A 17,503-nucleotide genomic window follows, 5' to 3' on the forward strand; every position below is an offset into this window, starting at 1 on the left:
AAATTAATCTTCTGGGAAGATATGTTCAATATCAGGAGTAAGAGATACTTCTGATAATACGATATGAGAAACTGTCGTTGCATATGAAGAAACATCATTGATAAATTCTTCAAGTTCAACGAGTGAAGGAACAGAAATTTTTACAATGTAGCATAAGCTTCCTGTTACTCGGTAACAAAAACTTGCAGATGGATAAGACTGAATAAATTGTTGCATACGTGTTGTATCACCATTTTTTAAAGTGATTTCTAAAATACAATCTAAAACGAGTCCTGCCTTTTTATAATCAATATCGATTGTGTATTTTTGAATAACACCTTCGCTTTCGAGCTTACGAACACGTTCTGAAGTAGACGGAGCAGATAAGTTTACTCGTTTCGCCAATTCACGCATCGAAAGGCGACTATCATTATATAATTCATTTAAAATTTTTCGATCAACACGGTCTAATTGCATTTGTAAATATACCTCCAGTAAAATAATGATTTTTGTAAAGGGAAAATATAAATTAAGATTCATATGAAATGTAAAGTGAACGTTATTTATTTTACAATAAAACAGAAGGAAATAGGAGGGGAAATGATGGAGAGAATTTCATTATCAAATGTAGGAGATACAAAGTTTCAAAAGTTATTAGGGCATAATTCGGATATATTACATTCGTGGAGTACGTTAGAAGATACACTGTACAATACAGGAACTCTTTCAGCAGAGTTGAAGGAGCAAGTGAGAAGAACATTAGCGTATGGGAATGAATGTCCGTACTGTATGGCAAAGGGAAGACCTGATGATGTGCAAAAGGCAGAGGAGATTGGTGTAGCTGTTACTTTTGCGCATACATTTGTTCATGACCGAAAAGCAATAGATGATACTATGTTTCACGTATTAAAACAATATTGGACAGAAAAAGAAATTGTAGAGCTTTGCGCCTATGTTTGCTTTATTACTGCGTCACAACAACTTGGTTTTCTATTTCAATTACAGCCAAATTAAGGGGGAAATGATGACAAATCAAATAGCACTTATCATAATCGATGTACAAAAGGCATTTCAATTACCAGATTGGGGCGAGAGAAATAATATTTTTGCTGAAGAAAACATGAGAATTTTGTTAGAAGAATGGAGAAAAAGGGAACGACCAGTTTTTCATATTCAACATGTAAATAAAGAAAATGCTCAGTCAATGTTTTATGAGAGAGCGGAAACGGTAAACTTTAAAGAAGAAGTGCAACCACTACTTGGTGAAGTGGTTATTCAGAAATTCGTTAACAGCGCGTTCATTGGGGCAAATTTAGAAGAGCAATTAAGAAAGAACAAATGTAATGCAGTAGTGGTTGTAGGATTAACGACAAATCATTGCGTGGAAACTACGACACGAATGGCAGGGAATTTAGGATTTACAACATATTTAGTGAGTGATGCAACGGCTACGTTTAACCGTAAAGGTTTAGATGGTAAGGAGTATAGTGCAGAGGATATTCACAATATGACACTTGTAAATTTACATGAAGAGTTTGCTACGATTGTGACGACAAAAGAAGTATTAAAATTATTTTAAGAAAATAATTGCGAATTATGTAGAAAAAAATAAGAATATTTCGTATAATCTAAGTACAATCATTTTGAAAATAGGGGTGGCATCATATGGAGCAAATTTCAGTAAAGAAATTAGAAGAGGTACTTGTTGTAGCAGGGAATGATAAACAGAAGCAAAAGGAATTTTATGAATTGCTCTTATCTACTGAGTTTTATGTTGCTGGTTCACTAGAAGCAGAGGACGGGGCAACAGAAGGAATACTTCGTTTGCGTCATTTCCAAGGAGAAGGTAGATGGATCGTTCCGTTCTTTACACAAATGGAATTTGTAAAAGATGTGTTGCCAGAAGGAACGCCCCTTATTACGATACGTGGGAAAGAGTTATTTGGTAGCATTGAGAAAGATGCTACAGCTGTATTAAATGTTGGCACTGATATAAGTAAAACATTTATTCCAGAAGAAATTGCAGATATCGCATCTGGACGAATTTTTAATTATTATAAGTAAAAGGAAAAGCGTAATCGCTTTTCCTTTTTAATTTGAATATGGAGTGGCTATACCAGAAGAAATAGAGACTGTTTTATTATTCGTGTTTATTGTTGCTGTAGCTCCAAGTGGAATACCGATGTTTGGACTTATATGTCCAATTGGTAAATCGAATAGGACAGGTATATGATATGGCGCGAAATATTCATATAATATTGTTTGCAATGATTGAGAGGGCTTTGAAGGAGTGCAGTCGTGACAACTTGTGAAAATAACGCCCCTGCATTCATTAAACTTTCCAGATAAAAGTAGCTGATTTAACATACGGTCAATGCGGTACGGTTCTTCACCAATGTCTTCAAGTAATAAAAGTGTATTGTCCGTATTTATCTCGTAGGGCGAGCCAATTATACTTGTTAACACAGCTAAATTTCCTCCAACTAACGTACCTGTAACTGTACTGTGAGAGCTAGGTACGATACATTCTGATGCAGATAAAATGGTTGAATACGGATGGAATAGCTGATTAAAAGAGGATAAAGATAGGGAATCAATGCCTTTTCCTAGTTCTTCAATCATCGGACCATGAAATGTTATAAGCTTTGCATAACGTGAAACAGCAGTATGTAAAGCTGTAATATCGCTATATCCCCAAAAGATTTTTGGATTCTGCCTAATAACTTCATATTGAATGTGAGGAAGAAGACGAGCACTTCCATAACCACCTCGTGCACAAAAAATTGCCTTCACTTCATTATTTGTAAATGCTTCATGTATATCGTCAAGCCGAACTTGATCACTTCCGGCTAAAAATCCATATTTCTCGTAAACACTCTTCCCGATTATTACGGATAACCCCATCTCTTGTAATACATTCACACCTTTTAATACATTTTCGATTGTAGGTGGACCAGATGGTGCAATAATCATTACTGTATCACCTTGTTTTAATGCATTTGGATAAATCATTAAGCTCAGCCTCCTTCTCTTTCAATATATTCGCTTCATATGAAGTTCAACCCTTGCAAAAGCAGGGGAAAGCTTATCAAATAAAGAAGATATAAAGGAAATAGGAGGGGAAATGATGTTTACAAGTCGAGTAACAGACATATTAAAAATTGAGTATCCCGTTGTTCAAGCCGGTATGGCAGGCGCGATTACGACGCCAGAACTTGTTGCAGCAGTAAGTAATAGTGGAGGATTAGGGACGCTTGGAGCGGGCTATATGAGCCCAGAACAAATTCGTGAAGCGATTTATAGAATAAGAGAACTAACAGATAAGCCTTTCGGTGTTAATTTACTTGTAACGAAAGAGATAGAAATAGAAGAAGAGAAGGTAGATGAGGCGAAAGTATTACTAAGCGGAGTGAATAGAGAATTAGGTATAGAAGTAGAAGGAACGTTAAAGCTTCCAAAAAGCTATAAGGAACAATTACAAGTGCTATTAGATGAAAAAGTACCGGTCGTTAGCTTTGCATTTCAAACGTTAGAAAAAGAAGAAATAAATGATTTAAAAAGAAGTGGAATAAAAGTTATCGGAACAGCTACCCATGTGAAGGAAGCGAAAGTACTTGCTGAGCTAGGAGTAGATATTATTATTGGGCAAGGTAGCGAAGCAGGAGGGCATAGAGGAACGTTTATTGGGAAAGAACGAGATGCTATGATTGGTACGTTTGCGTTAATACCTCAGTTAGTAGGGGCTGTTCCGCATATCCCAATTGTCGCAGCAGGTGGTGTAATGAACGGACAAGGGCTTGTTGCGGCATTGGCACTAGGAGCAGAAGGTGTTCAAATGGGATCAGCCTTTTTAACAAGTGAAGAGAGTATTACGCACGATGTGTATAAAGAAGCGGTTTTACATAGTACAGATACGAGCACAACTGTAACTCGTGCGTTTTCCGGGAAATATGCACGCGGTATTCGGAATGAATTTATAGAGAGACATGAAGGAAAAGAAGAAGGGCTTCCGGTATATCCAGTGCAAAACGTATTAACTTCTAAAATACGCCAAGAGGCAGCGAAGCAAAATAAGGAAGAATATATGTCACTTTGGGCAGGGCAGGCAGCATCATTGGCACGAATCGAATCAGCTCAGCATGTAGTGGAGCGAGTTATGAAAGAAGCGGCGAATGCAATCGAGCAATTACAAAATATATACAAAAAGACCACTTGAGTAATTCAAGCGGTCTTTTCGTTAGTTTGCTTTATAAAATTGTTGGAGGGCTTCGTCGATGTAAACCCAGCCTTTCCAACCTAAGTGCATATGATCTTTTAAGAAGTATTTATCGTATTCATGATTTGAGAAGTCGGCAATTGGATAACCAGCTTTTTCAATTTGCTCATGAACTTTCTTATAGTATGCTTCGCGGCGTTCTTTCGGGAAGCCAGCGTAGTCGTACCAAGGACCTTTGACAGGAACAGAAATGAAGAGTGGTTTTGCACCAGATTGTTTTAATAAATCAAGTACAATTTGTAAATCTTCATATTCTGGCGATTGGTCATAAGCATCATTTTTTAAGTAACCTTCACGTTGCTTTAATTTTTTCTTAATTTTGCTATTGAAGTAACCATCTTCGATACCATATTCATTAGATCTAGATTCTGCTGCACCTGTTTGATCCGCATGTTTACGAGCCTCTTCCCAGTTCATTTGTTTTAATGAAGAATCGAGCTTCTCTTTGTGCGGTTTAATATTAAACATAGCTGTAAATAAATCTTTACGATCTAAAATGTTACGGTAAATATAAGCGAAAGGTTTAGCAGCAAGTGCTTTTACTTTATACTTCGTATCATCATAAGCGATACCTTCAAGCGAAATTTTTAATAAAGTTTCTTTTTTTACAATCTCAAAGTTTAATAAACGCTTTGCAATTTGTTTTTTCATTTCAGGTTTTAAATCATTGTTGAAAATGAAGTGGTAACCTTGTTGTTTTGAAAAGTTAGGTGCAAAGTGCGTTTCGTCAATACCTTGTGGTACAAACCATTGCGGAGAAAGAACGAATACCATTTTCTTATCTTTCAATTGATCCATTGTAGATGCGAAGTTTAATACATGTACAAGGTCTTGTGTTCCGCCGCGTCCAAGAAGGAATGGCGTAAATCCTTCAGGCTTTACTTTAAAATAATTAGATGGATGGAAAGCATCCATACGTGCGAATTCCGATGAACCGTACATCGGAAGATATTTTGGATCTGCTAACATCTTTTGCTGTAAAATCATACTTTGAATTTTTTCTTCTTTTAAAGAAGTAGCAGCTTGTTCTACTTTTTCATCACTTAAAAGTGGAAGTAGGAAGCGCGTTGGAATAAGTAAGAATACAGCAAAAAGGGCCAATGCTAAAAGCATCGGACCAAATTTTGCTTTGTTCATCGGATTTCTTCCAACTTTTTAATAACCATGTTTGGTGTAGCCCACTCGTCACGGTCAAAATCAGAAATAGAAACTTCAATATCTAAACGCTCTTGGAATTCAACTAATAAAGATACTACAGCGAAAGAATCAAGGATACCTTCTTCAAATAATTGAACATCTAAGTTTTCTTTCACAATATCGTTTTCACATACTTCTTCTAAAATATCTAATACTTGCTCTTTGAATTCTGCCATTTTTAAAATCTCCTTTATATCCGAAATTATTATATGTGCAACTTCTTAATGGAATAAGAAGGGTGCATTAAAAGTATCTGTTAAGGTGTCCAGAGAAGATTAGGAAACCGAAACATACAACGTGGAACGTAATTACAATCGCAAGGATGTGTGTAAATTTATTGTTTGGCCAAAACTTATGCTTCTTGTTTTTTCGTTCGAAAATATCGAATAAAATAAACAGTGCGGCATGGTATAGACCATAAATAACATACTGCGCAACAGCGCTTCCTTGGATGTGCCAAATTCCCATAATGAAGAAGTTTAAAAATGCCCCGATATACGAAATAGTGTAACGGTTCTTAATTAACTTTTTCTTCGTTGCAAAAAAGACGAAACGCATGTAAATAAAATCACGGAACCAGAATGATAAACTCATGTGCCAGCGGTTCCAGAAGTCTTTAATATTACGACTAAGGAATGGCTTATTGAAGTTTTCTGGCGTTTTAATTCCCATCATATAACTTACACCAATTACAAAAGAGCTATAACCAGCAAAATCAAAGAATAGATATAAGCTATAGCTATACATGTAAATCATATTTGAAAATATTGTATCGTGTTGAGCGAATGCTGGATCCATACAATATTGCTTTATTAAGTAAGCAATAATAAATTTATACAAGAAACCTTGGAAAATACGATTTAGTCCTGTATATAGTAAATTTTGATATTCTTCAGCGCTAGGTGGCTTTTGAATATCTTTTTGGAATCTTCGGTAACGATCGATAGGTCCTGTTGAAATCGCAGGGAAGAATAAAACGAATTCCCAGAAGTTAAAGAAAGAAAGCTCTTTAATTAAACCATCACGAACTTCAAATACCATTTGAACTGCTCTGAATGTTACGTAAGATATACCTAGGAAAACAACAAGTTTTAACTCAGGTAAAAACGATGCAAACGGCGCGATTTTTGCCAAAATAAGAGGCAAAATCGATAAAATAACAGCTATGCAAAATGTGAATGTACTATTATTTTGTTTTCTTAAAATTAAATAGCCTTTAATAAGGACATATTGCCAAATAATAAATGCAGCTAGCATCATTGCTTGCTTTGGTTTATCTGAGAAGATAATAGCAATCATGACTAATGTTAAAACGGCATTATATTTGCGCAACATTTTACCTTTTAATCCAGCTATGATAGTAGGTATTAATAAAATGCCCACTATAGCGAAAAAATAAAATGATCCATATGCGGTCATGCTGTAACCTCACTCAATAATTTTTTGCGATCTACCTTTCCATTTGGTGTCATTGGAATAGAAGATTGATACATGAATTTACGTGGAATCATGTAGTTTGGTAATCGCTCATTGAGTTCTTTTTTGATTGCAGATGTTAATTTGAATTCTTTTTCAAACGAATGCTCCCCAGGAACAACAACCGCTAATAAATAATCGTATTTCTCACCTTTTTTAATTGGAACGATAACTGCTCCTTCTACGTAAGAACACGCACGAAGGTGATGTTCAATTTCTTCTAATTCCATTCGATAACCATGCAGCTTAATTTGGAAATCAAGACGACCATTATAGAATAGAAGACCATTTTCAACATAGCCAGCATCGCCTGTTTTATAGGCGCGCTCACCGTCAATCATAGTAAATGCTTTTTCTGTTAATTCAGGGCTTCCTAAATATCCAACGCTTACGCTTGGACCGACAATTACGATTTCACCTTTTTCACCATCAGGTGCGATCGTGCCATCTTCTTTCATAATAAGAAGGCGACAGTCTGATTTACAATAGCCAACTGGAAGTGATTTGTATTGATCAAGCACTTCTTCTGTAACGTGAATACCTGTTACAGCGACAGTAGCTTCTGTTGGACCATACGTATTCATAATTGTTGCTTTAGGGAAACGCTCAATTAATTTTCTAGCTACTTCATTTGGTAACACTTCACCGCAGAATAAGAATGTTTTCATGTTCGGTAGCATACTCTCAGAGAAAGATGCTTCCATTAAACACATTTCAGCGAAAGAAGGTGTGGAAGTCCATACTTGAATATCCGATTGCTCTAAAGAAGCAAACAAGTCTTTTGGACGCGCAATCATATCTTTATCGATTGCCCAAAGTGTACCACCTGTTACTAATGATGGGTAAATATCCATTACAGATAAATCAAATGAGAAAGGTGCTTGGTTTAAGAATACTTGCCCTGTTTGTAAGTTGAAATCTTCTACAGCCCATTTTGTAAAGCTAACAAGGCAGTTATAAGTAATCTGAACCCCTTTCGGATTACCTGTGCTTCCTGATGTGTAAATAATGTAGAAGTTCTCATCACCTTTTACCGCATGTTCAGGATTTGGAGTGTTCCCTTTATGAGTAAAGAAAATATCTTTTAAGTTGTCTTCACTTACGATGCGAACTGGTAAATCAGTTACAGTTACTGCTGTTGCCGATAAAAGTAATTTCGCACCAGAATTTTCAGCAATACGTTGTACACGATCAGCTGGGATAGATAAATCTACAGGAATGTAAGCATGTCCAGCTTTTACACATCCTAAAAAGTTAATAATCATTTCAGGTTGCATATGGCCATACACCATAATTGGTGAACGATCGTCTGGATACTCAGAAGAAATCCAATGTGCCAACGCATCAGAATCTTCCTTTAATTGTTTGTACGTAATTTTCGCATCTCGCCAAACAAAAGCGGTTTGATCAGGCGTTTCTGCAGCCCACTTTTCAATTTGTTCTAATAACTTCATAACGTTCCCACCCTAGAATTCATTGTAAATAAATGTACTTGTGTTTGTATCATGGAATCCATACAACCAAAGTAATGCAAATAAAATTGCAAGATAATAAACCGTCTTTGCAACCCATTGTGTGAGTGGTCGAGACCATATCTCTTTTAATCTTTCCATGTCTTTCCCTCTCTTAATGAAATAATAGCTCTTTGTAGGTATCATGTCCTACATTATTGTGAAAAAAACAAAATCCCACATTTTAGGTAAAAATAAGTCAAAAGGCTCTTTTTTGATATTAGCACTAAATACTAAAAAAGAAAATCCCTAACTTAGCAATTATATTACATTCAGCATGAATTTGTAATGGGTTTGACATGTAAATAGAAAGTGGATTGTGTGAATACATAAAAGTGGACTATAAGAATACGTAAAAATACAGTGTTTGTTTTTATTAATCATTTAAGACGGAGTAAACTTTTAAATTTCTAGTTCTTTTGAAAAGGAGGAAATTATCATGAATAGAGTGTGGAAGAATCTAATTTCGGAAGAAAATATCGTGAAATGGAGAAGGCATTTCCATAAGTATCCGGAATTATCATTTCATGAAAAAGAAACTTCGCAATTTATATATGATACATTATGCTCATTTTCTTCTTTTGAAGTAACGAGACCGACGAAGTATAGTGTACTAGCAATTAAAAGAGGTGTGAAGCAAGGGAAAGTAATTGCGATTCGAGCTGATATAGACGCTTTGCCAATTCAAGAGGAGACAAGTAAATCTTATACATCTGTGAATAAAGGAATGATGCATGCATGTGGGCACGATGCTCACGCAGCTATTTTATTAAGTACAGCAGAGGTGTTATCAAATATAAAGGAAGATTTTGCAGGTGAGATTCGTCTATTCTTTCAGCACGCAGAAGAGGTGTATCCCGGTGGGGGACAAGAAATGGTTGAGGCAGGTGTAATGGACGGTGTTGATTATGTAATAGGTTTACATGTTATGTCAGGACTTGAGAGTGGAAAGATAGGAATTGCATATGGACCGATGATGGCAGCTCCAGACGTATTTACAGTTGAGATTCAAGGCAAAGGAGGACATGCGGCGCGACCAGAAGAAACGATAGATCCTATTGCTATCGGAGCACAGATTATTACAAATCTACAACATATCGTATCAAGAAATACAAGTGCTTTTATGCAAAGGGTTGTTTCAGTTACACAATTTCATGGGGGAACGGCTGACAATATTATTCCTAGTACAGCAACTTTAATGGGAACTGTTCGTTCATTTAATCAAGCATTGAGGGTGGAAGCAGAAGGGAAAATCGAGAAAATTGTGAAAGGAATTACAGAAGCACATGGAGGATCGTATACATATACGTATCGATATGGATATGATCCGGTTATTAATGATGAATATATTACGAAAATAGTAGAAGAAAGTGCACTACATTTGTTTGGGAATGAGCGTGTTGTGAAGCTTGAACCTTCTATGGGTGGAGAAGATTTTTCAGCATATTTAAGAAAAGCACCTGGTTGTTTCATTAAATTAGGAACAGGTAATGAAAATATATATACTTGTTATCCACATCATCATCCGAAATTTGACGTGGATGAATCAGCATTAATTTGTGGAGTGGAGCTATTTTTAGAGACGACTATAAGATTACTAAAATTATAGAAAAACAAAAAAAGGCAACTGCACTCTATTGCAGTTGCTTTTATTTCTTTCCGTCAGAGAGGGCTGAGAAAGAACTATGCTCATTCATAGTATATGAATAGCTAACGGACAAGCTTGTACATTTTAATCATTTTTTTTAAAATAGTTATTGACATTGATAATCAATGTCAATTAATCTAAATATAGTTGAAATTGATAATTATTATCAATAGGATGGATGCGACATGTTAATGAGAAAGAATTTTCACCTTCTGCGGAGGGGATTAAAAGATAAAAATAAAGATGTTGATCAGCATATGGAATGGCAAAGAAATGTAATTCGGTCTGAATATGTAGATGAGAAGAAGAGCATTCAAACAGAAAAAGAGATACAAAGTAAAGGGAGAGGTTCAGTTGAGTAAGTTAGTAATGATTTTTGCAAGTATGAGTGGAAATACAGAGGAAATGGCTGACCATATTGCCGGCGTAATTCGTGAAACAGAAAATGAAATTGAAGTTATTGATATTATGGATTCACCAGAAGCTTCTATATTAGAACAGTATGATGGAATTATTTTAGGTGCATACACTTGGGGAGATGGCGATCTTCCTGATGATTTCTTAGATTTTTATGATGCAATGGATTCTATTGATTTAACTGGGAAAAAAGCGGCAGTATTCGGATCATGTGATTCGGCTTATCCGAAATACGGAGTGGCAGTTGACATTTTAATAGAAAAGCTACAAGAGCGCGGGGCAGCAGTTGTGTTAGAAGGACTAAAAGTAGAATTAACGCCAGAAGATGAAGATGTAGAAAAATGTTTACAGTTTGGAGCTGAATTTGTAAAACACCTTTCTTAATGGCAGAAGGGAGATGAAGAGCAAGTGCATGAGAAAATCTCAATCAAAACGATGACAGATTATCATTTGTATGATTTTATGCGTTGTCCGCATAAATTTTATTTTCGTCACATAAAAAGAAGAGAACCTTCTTCATTTGAATGGCAACAAATAGCACAAATGATTGTCAATCAAATTATTAACGAGTATTACACGCTACCTGCGGGTCAACAAACGAAAATTGTACTTTTAATATTAATAGAAAAGTATTGGAAAAAAGTAAGGATTAATATGTTTGCTTCGAAGACGGAATACTATATTGTATTAGCGAAGCTAACGGATCACTTATTACAGTTCGTTGAAAAGGATGATAGTCAGACACCACCATTGTTTTTATACGAGAAGTTTCAAACATATATGGAAGAGTTAGGTGTCCACATGTCATTGACATTTGAAGTTGGTGAGTGGAGTGCTGAGTCGTTTGTAATTAAAAAGTATGTTGTCGATGCAGATGAGGAAATGCTTGCTCTTTGTCAGAAGCTAATGACAGTATTCAGTTATAAAGCTTTCGGAGTTCTTCCAGGAAAAATTGAAGTTATTAATTTAATAGAAGGAACTAAGTATGAGTACATTCCGAAACAGGAAGATATTATAACTGGAATGGCTGATTTATCTAGAATGAAAGAAATGTTAGAGCAACCTGAGCATTATACAGAGCGTCATTTTCGTTCTGAGTGTATAAGTTGTGCGTTTCGTAGTGAATGCCAAGGGGAAGAAGTAAAGACAGAAGCGAAACAGAAGAAAAATATAGTTCATTAAAGGATGCAACTTTGCATCCTTTTTTGTTATTGACATGAAAAGCTTTTCATCATTTACGGTATATTTGTAGCAGATTTTAATAAAGTGAAACTTTAATCAGTGGGGGTTTTGTCAATCACCCACTGATTATCAGCCCTCATTAATCGGGCTACCCACAAATCAGAATAAAGGGAGGAATAATCAATGAAAGATGAAACAAAAGTATTTCAATGGTTAAAAGAACAAAATGCTCCTTTTGAAATTCAACTGCAAATTTTACAGGCATTTCAATTGTATAAAGTTATTGTTGAAATGGATAAAAAGTTAATGATGTATGAGGAGAGAGTATATAGGGAGAGAATGTAATCTCATCCCTGTAATATCGTTTTTAGCTGTTCTGTGCCTGTAATGAATTCGAGTTCATTCTCTGACTCAAAATTATAAATAATATTATGTAGTAAAGGACTGTATTGATAAAAGGTAGTAATACGATGAATGAGTAATGGATCATGATGAGAAATAAGTGTACTGTACTGTTCATATACAGATGTAGTAAACTCATGTCCGAAATCATAATATAGTCCTGCAAAATCAAAAGCAGGATCGCCAATTTGCGCATCACCAAAATCGATAACACCTGAAATGCTTTTGTTATGCTTGTTAAATAAAATGTGATGATGAGTAAAATCAGCGTGAATGATTGTGTTTTGAAAAGTGGATGTAGCTAAACATGCAAAGAAATTTTCAAATAAGCGATTTAAGGCTAGTTTCTGTAATGAAGTAAGGCTAGTAGTGAGATATTGGTTTAATTTTGTTTGTAGCTCTTTCCAGTAGGTACATGTTTTTTCAATAGGGAAACATAGCGTTGTAACTTGGTGTAAAGGAATACTATGTAGTACCGCAAGGAAAGTAGCTAATTGTGTAATAATTGCTTTCAGCTTTGGATCCTCCAGCGTGGCAACTGTTTCTGTTTTTAATGGTTCACCATGAATGAGAGTATAGTAACTACAAAGAGGAACCTCATCAGATTCATTTTTATAAATTAGGTGATATTGTGGAACTTCGATTTCTTGTAGTGATTGAGTGAGAATTGCGCATAGTTCTTTTTCTAACGGAATTCGCATCGCATATTCCTGTTTTCGCGGGAAACGAAACAGTAGCTCATCATTTACTATAACTGCTACATTATCCCATCCTTCTTCATTTTGTTTATATGAATGTATAGAAAGATTAGGCAAAGCTTCTTTTATATAATGTTTGTAAGAGTCCATAATTGTTCCTCGTTTCTGAGTTAAGTTATTCTATTTTATGATATCAGAATTTTCTTTCTATATGTTAAAATATATCTATTATTATGAAGAAGGGCGGGAGTATTACGAAAAAAAGACTGTTAATCATTTCTCTATGTATCGCTTTTGTATTGTTTTGGTCATATAAAGAGGAGGTTTTTGCTACCTTTAAACCGATTGATCAGTACGAGTTAAATAAGGAGTTAAAGAACAAAAGTATAGAAAACTTAACTCATAATGAAATGAAAAAGGTAGGAGAGCATTTTGTGACCGAGCAACTATCAGTGTTTGGGTCTACTAATAAAGAAGATGTGAAACGAAAAGGTGAAGAACTATTTTTAAATAGAGGGTATGAACAATTAATGGGAAATTATTATCCAAATCGTTTTCAAGATTTAGAGTATAAATTTACAAACGAGGAGATACGTGAAGAGACCAATGAGAGTTTTCTTTATCAAGCTGTAGCGTACGTTGCGGGTACTGAAAATGGTAAGAGTAAGAGAAGCGAAATGAAATTGAATTATGAAGTGAAAATTGTAAAGGTTAATAATATATTTATGGTGCTAGAACAAAAGCAGCGCGTACAATAAAGGAAATTCATTGCTCAATAGAACATTTGAGGGTGTATTACTTAATGCGGAATAAAAAGACCCTTAAGGAATAAAGGGCCTTTAAAGATTTTCATTTTGTTGACCAAGTTCTTTTTGAGCAATATATAAATTCCCTTGCTCGACTTGTTTAAGAGTATGAACAGAATCTCCTGCATATCCTTTTTGTGTTTTAACAGTTCTTTTTGAACGATTGGAATCTTGTTTCTTCATATAATAGGCCACCTTTCATCAAAAATAAACGAAAATGATAAGTATGAGTAATACAGCAGCGAAAATGGTAATGCCCATTAAAAACGAAGTGTTTTTATATTTAGGTGGCTTATGTACATCTTGCCGATATCCAGGTGAAATTTCAGGGGCAAATTCTTCATCGAATGATTGCTTTTTTTCTTTGTCGTCCATATGTACCCACCTTTCTTTTTCATTATATTATACGTTACAAGAAAAAATATGCATAAAGAAAACAGCCGCTTTATTATTAGCGGCTGTTTTGTGTTGTATATTTTCGTTGTACTTGAAAGAGACGGATAAGTAGGAAGGCAGCGCCAAATGCTAGACCGATAATAAGACCGATCCAATAGCCTTTCGCGGCCCATTCTGTATACGTCGCTAATATGTAACCTAGTGGTAGACCTATTATCCAATAAGCAATTAAAGTCATAATTAGAGCAACATTTACATCTTTATAACCACGCAAAGCTCCTTGTACAGGGGTTGCAATTGCATCTGAAATTTGAAATAAAATTGCAAAGATAAGAAATTCTTTTGCTAAATGATGAACTTTTGCATCTGTCGTATAAATAGAAGCAATTTGATCATCAAAGAAGTAGAGAAGAATCGAATATAATAAAGCAAAGGCAAGGGCTAATCCAATTCCAATCAGTCCGTATTGTTTTGCATTATCGTAACGTTTTGCTCCAACTTCGAATCCAACCGCAATAGTCATTGCCATTGCTAAACTTAGCGGAGTCATATATAACAAGGAAGCAAAGTTCATAGCTGCTTGGTGAGCTGCAATAGTTGTCGTACTAAAATTACTCATCATGAGCGTTACCGCAGCGAAAATACTCGTTTCAAAAAAGATAGCAAATCCGATAGGGACGCCAAGTTTTAAGAATGCTATCCAACTCGAAAGAGAAGGTCGGTATAATTGTTTGAAAATGTTGAAAGAGGCAAAAGGCTCTTTCGTCTGAATAATAATGACTGTAATAATTAAAATGCACCAATATGTTGCAGTGGAAGCAATTGCTGCTCCGACACCACCGAGCTTTGGGAAACCGAAGTTACCAAAAATTAATAGGTAATTTAATATTACATTAATTGGTAATGATAATAATGTAATAATCATCGTTGTTCGAGTTTTTCCTAATGCATCAATAAATCCACGTAAAACAGTGTAAGTGAATAAAGGTATAATTCCTATTGCGATAATACTTAAAAATTGCGCTGCAATACGTTCCACAGGTTCTTCTAAGCGCATGCCATTTAAAATAGGTGAAACGACGAAAAAACCGATGAGGATAACAACGAAGCTAGCACAAATTGCTAAATAAACTGCTTGTATGACAACGTGGGGAACGTCCTCTTTTTTCTTGGATCCAACGAGCTGTGCAACAATGGGAGTAGTAGCCATTAAAATTCCTGTTAACCCCGTACTAACTGGAATCCATATACTTGTTCCAATTGCCACACCTGCTAAATCAGTTGGACTTGCATGTCCTGACATCGTTGTATCAAAAAAACTCATCGCAAATAATGACATTTGCGTTACGAAAATCGGAAAAAATAGTAATACAAATTGCTTTAACTTTTGTGAGAATGAAGTAGTTTCTTTCATAAAATCCCCTTTCCGTATAAAAAAACAAACTCTTACTATCATACAATTTAATCAAAGATTAGAAAAGAAATACGCGCCTATAACATATGAAGCCAATAAAAAAAGGATGCACTTTGAAAAGGGATAAGGTATTATGATAAGGTGTGAAAAAATTACATATTATTTGTTATTAAGGAGGCACTACTTGTGGCTGATTGGTTAATTGGTTTAATCATGGGTGCTGTTGAAGGGTTAACAGAGTTTCTACCAGTATCATCAACAGGACATATGATTTTAACAGGACATTTAATTGGATTTGACGATGAGAGAGCGAAAGTTTTTGAAGTTGTTATCCAATTGGGATCGATTTTAGCAGTTGTTGTTATATTTTGGAAGCGTCTATGGTCGTTAGTTGGAATAGGTAAAGTAACAGACGGACCATCGTTAAATTTATTACATATTATTATCGGGATGATTCCTGCCGGGGTACTTGGCGTATTATTCCATAGCACTATTAAAGAGGTTTTATTTGGTCCAGGACCAGTTGTTATTAGCTTAGTAGCCGGTGGTATTTTAATGATTGTTGCTGAGAAGTTTTCGAAACCAAGTACAGCAAGAACGTTAGATGAAATCACATATAAACAGGCATTTACAATTGGAATGTTCCAATGTTTAGCTCTTTGGCCAGGATTTTCTCGTTCTGGTTCTACAATAAGTGGTGGTTTATTAGCTCGCGTGTCGCATACAGCGGCAGCTGAATATACGTTCATTTTAGCGGTACCGATGATGGTAGCTGCAAGTGGCTTAGATTTAATTAAAAGCTGGGATGTATTAAGCTCAGCAGATATAACGCTATTTGTAACAGGATTTGTAACTGCATTCGTTGTTGCGATGCTTGCAATTGTTTCATTCTTGAAATTATTATCTCGTGTAAAACTAACACCGTTCGCTTATTATCGTTTCATTTTAGCTGCGGTATTCTATTTCTTCATTATGTAATAAAAAAACCTGCCGAGCTCGGCAGGTTTTTATTTTACTACTTTTTCCATCATGTTTTCCATTACATGTTCCCAAAGAGAAGTATCATCAGCTAATGTAGCACGGAAATTAGCATACATTTCTTTTTGTTTTTCTTCGAAAGTTGGATCTTCTTTTTCAGGTAATGTAGCGTGCATTGAAGTTACTAATTCTTGTACTTTTGGAGCGCGTGGTCCCCAAACAGCTTGTTCATTTCCATCTTTATCAATGAAAATAAAGATTGGAATCGCACGTGCTGTTCCATTTGTTAAATATTGATCCATTAATTCTAAGTTTTCATCGCGAATTAATAAACTCATATCAATATTTGCAACTTCAGAAATTCGTTTCATAACAGGTACGCATAAAAGAGCATCGCCACACCAATCAGCAGTTAATACGATAACACGCCAGCCATCATTTTGACGTTCTTCTAATACAGGAAGTAATTCATTTGGAATTAAAAAATTATTGTAAATGTGTAGTAGCTCGTATTGGTTTACTTGCATTTCATTCACATATGTATCAAAGGACATACCTTTATCAGCCCATTGTTGTAAGTTCATAATTAACACCTCTTTAGTAAGATTTGCTTTCATTGTACCAATTTTTATATAGAAAAGCTTGTATTCTTACTCTTTCTTGTCACTTAATAATTTATTTAATAGAAAAAAGAATAGTACGACACATAATTCAGTTAAGTTGGACATTTGTACGCTTTCTATCCAATCATCAGCAGTATGAATGACGAACCAATCTAGTGTAATTTCAATGAATGAGAAAAGAGTGAGAGAAATCCAATTTGACATGTTTTGAGTCAATGGATATAGCAGCGCTTTGAAGAAACTGAAAATAAATAATGTAATACCATCTAAGAAAGTGATTAATAAAAAAAGAGAAGTAAAGCAGTACGTGAACTATACGCTATACCTGTAATTTGAAAGATTCCTACATATACAAAAAATATAAATGTAAAAACTATAATGAGAAAAAGAGCAATAATACTAATGATAATTGTTTTATCTTTTAGGCTGAGATTTGAGAACCTATCCTCCTCATGCATTAAAATACCCCTTTTTCTGGAAGTTGACTTCATTTTATCATG

The 17,503-nt window shown here is 35.1% G+C and carries 23 protein-coding genes and 1 pseudogene; 11 read left to right on the forward strand and 13 right to left on the reverse strand.

Translation table 11 applies throughout. From position 1 onward, the window contains the following. Positions 1-3: 3 nt before the first annotated feature. A complete protein-coding gene (locus V6946_RS07245) occupies positions 4-456 on the reverse strand; it encodes an Lrp/AsnC family transcriptional regulator (protein WP_001175505.1) in 453 nt (150 codons plus the stop codon). A gap of 126 nt (positions 457-582) precedes the next feature. On the opposite strand from V6946_RS07245, the gene V6946_RS07250 reads away from it, so the two are divergent. From V6946_RS07250 to V6946_RS07260, 3 genes are all read left to right on the forward strand, one after another. Then, positions 583-993, forward strand: a complete 411-nt coding sequence (locus tag V6946_RS07250) for a carboxymuconolactone decarboxylase family protein (protein ID WP_000439759.1) — start codon at positions 583-585, stop codon at positions 991-993. 10 nt (positions 994-1,003) lie between these two features. Continuing rightward, positions 1,004-1,558 carry a cysteine hydrolase family protein gene (locus tag V6946_RS07255; RefSeq protein ID WP_000184428.1) on the forward strand — a complete coding sequence of 185 codons (555 nt, stop codon included), beginning with the start codon at positions 1,004-1,006 and terminating at the stop codon, positions 1,556-1,558. 86 nt (positions 1,559-1,644) lie between these two features. Beyond that, entirely contained in the window at positions 1,645-2,043 is a 399-nt protein-coding gene (locus tag V6946_RS07260; protein ID WP_006928838.1) for an SseB family protein, read from the forward strand. A gap of 27 nt (positions 2,044-2,070) precedes the next feature. Here the strand turns inward: V6946_RS07260 and V6946_RS07265 are convergent, their stop codons facing one another. Beyond that, complete coding sequence (locus V6946_RS07265) at positions 2,071-2,991, reverse strand: LD-carboxypeptidase (RefSeq protein ID WP_000640062.1); 921 nt, start codon at positions 2,989-2,991, stop codon at positions 2,071-2,073. Between the two features lie 115 nt (positions 2,992-3,106). Here V6946_RS07265 and V6946_RS07270 point away from each other — a divergent pair, with 115 nt between their 5' ends. Beyond that, complete coding sequence (locus V6946_RS07270; RefSeq protein ID WP_006928844.1) at positions 3,107-4,195, forward strand: nitronate monooxygenase family protein; 1,089 nt, start codon at positions 3,107-3,109, stop codon at positions 4,193-4,195. Positions 4,196-4,216: 21 nt separating this feature from the next. Here V6946_RS07270 and dltD read toward each other — a convergent pair whose 3' ends face one another. From dltD to V6946_RS07295, 5 genes are all read right to left on the reverse strand, one after another. Beyond that, positions 4,217-5,392 carry a D-alanyl-lipoteichoic acid biosynthesis protein DltD gene (gene dltD, locus V6946_RS07275; protein ID WP_006928845.1) on the reverse strand — a complete coding sequence of 392 codons (1,176 nt, stop codon included), beginning with the start codon at positions 5,390-5,392 and terminating at the stop codon, positions 4,217-4,219. Further along, entirely contained in the window at positions 5,389-5,628 is a 240-nt protein-coding gene (gene dltC / locus V6946_RS07280) for a D-alanine--poly(phosphoribitol) ligase subunit DltC (protein ID WP_000807310.1), read from the reverse strand. The genes dltD and dltC overlap by 4 nt, the downstream gene beginning before the upstream one ends. Positions 5,629-5,695: 67 nt before the next feature. After that, positions 5,696-6,871, reverse strand: a complete 1,176-nt coding sequence (gene dltB / locus V6946_RS07285) for a D-alanyl-lipoteichoic acid biosynthesis protein DltB (RefSeq protein WP_000127933.1) — start codon at positions 6,869-6,871, stop codon at positions 5,696-5,698. Beyond that, on the reverse strand, positions 6,868-8,382 hold the full coding sequence (dltA, locus tag V6946_RS07290) for a D-alanine--poly(phosphoribitol) ligase subunit DltA (protein ID WP_000770505.1): 1,515 nt from the start codon (positions 8,380-8,382) through the stop codon (positions 6,868-6,870). Before dltA ends, dltB begins: the two co-directional genes overlap by 4 nt. A gap of 12 nt (positions 8,383-8,394) precedes the next feature. Beyond that, on the reverse strand, positions 8,395-8,541 hold the full coding sequence (locus tag V6946_RS07295; protein WP_000440293.1) for a teichoic acid D-Ala incorporation-associated protein DltX: 147 nt from the start codon (positions 8,539-8,541) through the stop codon (positions 8,395-8,397). Positions 8,542-8,878: 337 nt separating this feature from the next. Here V6946_RS07295 and amaA point away from each other — a divergent pair, with 337 nt between their 5' ends. The 5 genes from amaA to V6946_RS07320 all read left to right on the forward strand — a co-directional run bounded on the left by amaA (position 8,879) and on the right by V6946_RS07320 (position 12,031). After that, complete coding sequence (gene amaA, locus V6946_RS07300; RefSeq protein WP_006928846.1) at positions 8,879-10,048, forward strand: N-acyl-aliphatic-L-amino acid amidohydrolase; 1,170 nt, start codon at positions 8,879-8,881, stop codon at positions 10,046-10,048. Between the two features lie 224 nt (positions 10,049-10,272). After that, positions 10,273-10,449, forward strand: coding sequence for a hypothetical protein (locus V6946_RS07305; protein ID WP_000929023.1), 177 nt, complete (start codon positions 10,273-10,275; stop codon positions 10,447-10,449). Then, on the forward strand, positions 10,442-10,888 hold the full coding sequence (locus tag V6946_RS07310) for a flavodoxin (protein ID WP_000041153.1): 447 nt from the start codon (positions 10,442-10,444) through the stop codon (positions 10,886-10,888). The genes V6946_RS07305 and V6946_RS07310 overlap by 8 nt, the downstream gene beginning before the upstream one ends. Before the next feature lie 24 nt (positions 10,889-10,912). After that, complete coding sequence (locus V6946_RS07315) at positions 10,913-11,686, forward strand: hypothetical protein (RefSeq protein WP_000544574.1); 774 nt, start codon at positions 10,913-10,915, stop codon at positions 11,684-11,686. Positions 11,687-11,869: 183 nt separating this feature from the next. Continuing rightward, positions 11,870-12,031 carry a hypothetical protein gene (locus V6946_RS07320; protein WP_000651086.1) on the forward strand — a complete coding sequence of 54 codons (162 nt, stop codon included), beginning with the start codon at positions 11,870-11,872 and terminating at the stop codon, positions 12,029-12,031. Positions 12,032-12,033: 2 nt separating this feature from the next. Here V6946_RS07320 and V6946_RS07325 read toward each other — a convergent pair whose 3' ends face one another. Next, entirely contained in the window at positions 12,034-12,936 is a 903-nt protein-coding gene (locus V6946_RS07325; protein ID WP_000378982.1) for an aminoglycoside phosphotransferase family protein, read from the reverse strand. 83 nt (positions 12,937-13,019) lie between these two features. Here V6946_RS07325 and V6946_RS07330 point away from each other — a divergent pair, with 83 nt between their 5' ends. Beyond that, positions 13,020-13,544 carry a hypothetical protein gene (locus tag V6946_RS07330; RefSeq protein WP_000715254.1) on the forward strand — a complete coding sequence of 175 codons (525 nt, stop codon included), beginning with the start codon at positions 13,020-13,022 and terminating at the stop codon, positions 13,542-13,544. 81 nt (positions 13,545-13,625) lie between these two features. Here V6946_RS07330 and V6946_RS07335 read toward each other — a convergent pair whose 3' ends face one another. The 3 genes from V6946_RS07335 to V6946_RS07345 form a co-directional block, all read right to left on the reverse strand. Continuing rightward, positions 13,626-13,775, reverse strand: coding sequence for a hypothetical protein (locus V6946_RS07335; protein WP_000743742.1), 150 nt, complete (start codon positions 13,773-13,775; stop codon positions 13,626-13,628). 18 nt (positions 13,776-13,793) lie between these two features. Further along, on the reverse strand, positions 13,794-13,967 hold the full coding sequence (locus V6946_RS07340; protein ID WP_000341062.1) for a hypothetical protein: 174 nt from the start codon (positions 13,965-13,967) through the stop codon (positions 13,794-13,796). Positions 13,968-14,043: 76 nt separating this feature from the next. Then, positions 14,044-15,402: an MATE family efflux transporter gene (locus tag V6946_RS07345; RefSeq protein WP_000665546.1), complete on the reverse strand. Its 1,359-nt coding sequence runs from the start codon at positions 15,400-15,402 to the stop codon at positions 14,044-14,046. A gap of 186 nt (positions 15,403-15,588) precedes the next feature. On the opposite strand from V6946_RS07345, the gene uppP reads away from it, so the two are divergent. Beyond that, positions 15,589-16,380, forward strand: coding sequence for a bacitracin resistance undecaprenyl-diphosphatase (gene uppP, locus V6946_RS07350; protein ID WP_000796256.1), 792 nt, complete (start codon positions 15,589-15,591; stop codon positions 16,378-16,380). A 29-nt stretch (positions 16,381-16,409) separates the two neighbouring features. Here uppP and V6946_RS07355 read toward each other — a convergent pair whose 3' ends face one another. Both V6946_RS07355 and V6946_RS07360 read right to left on the reverse strand, forming a co-directional pair. After that, positions 16,410-16,997 (reverse strand): thioredoxin family protein, encoded by a 588-nt coding sequence (locus V6946_RS07355; RefSeq protein WP_366981622.1) that lies wholly within the window; start codon positions 16,995-16,997, stop codon positions 16,410-16,412. 33 nt (positions 16,998-17,030) lie between these two features. Beyond that, a pseudogene (locus V6946_RS07360) lies at positions 17,031-17,461 on the reverse strand (regulatory YrvL family protein). Positions 17,462-17,503: the final 42 nt, after the last annotated feature.

It is taken from the genome of Bacillus sp. PPSBB_2, assembly GCF_045291115.1.
Lineage (GTDB): Bacteria > Bacillota > Bacilli > Bacillales > Bacillaceae_G > Bacillus_A > Bacillus_A cereus.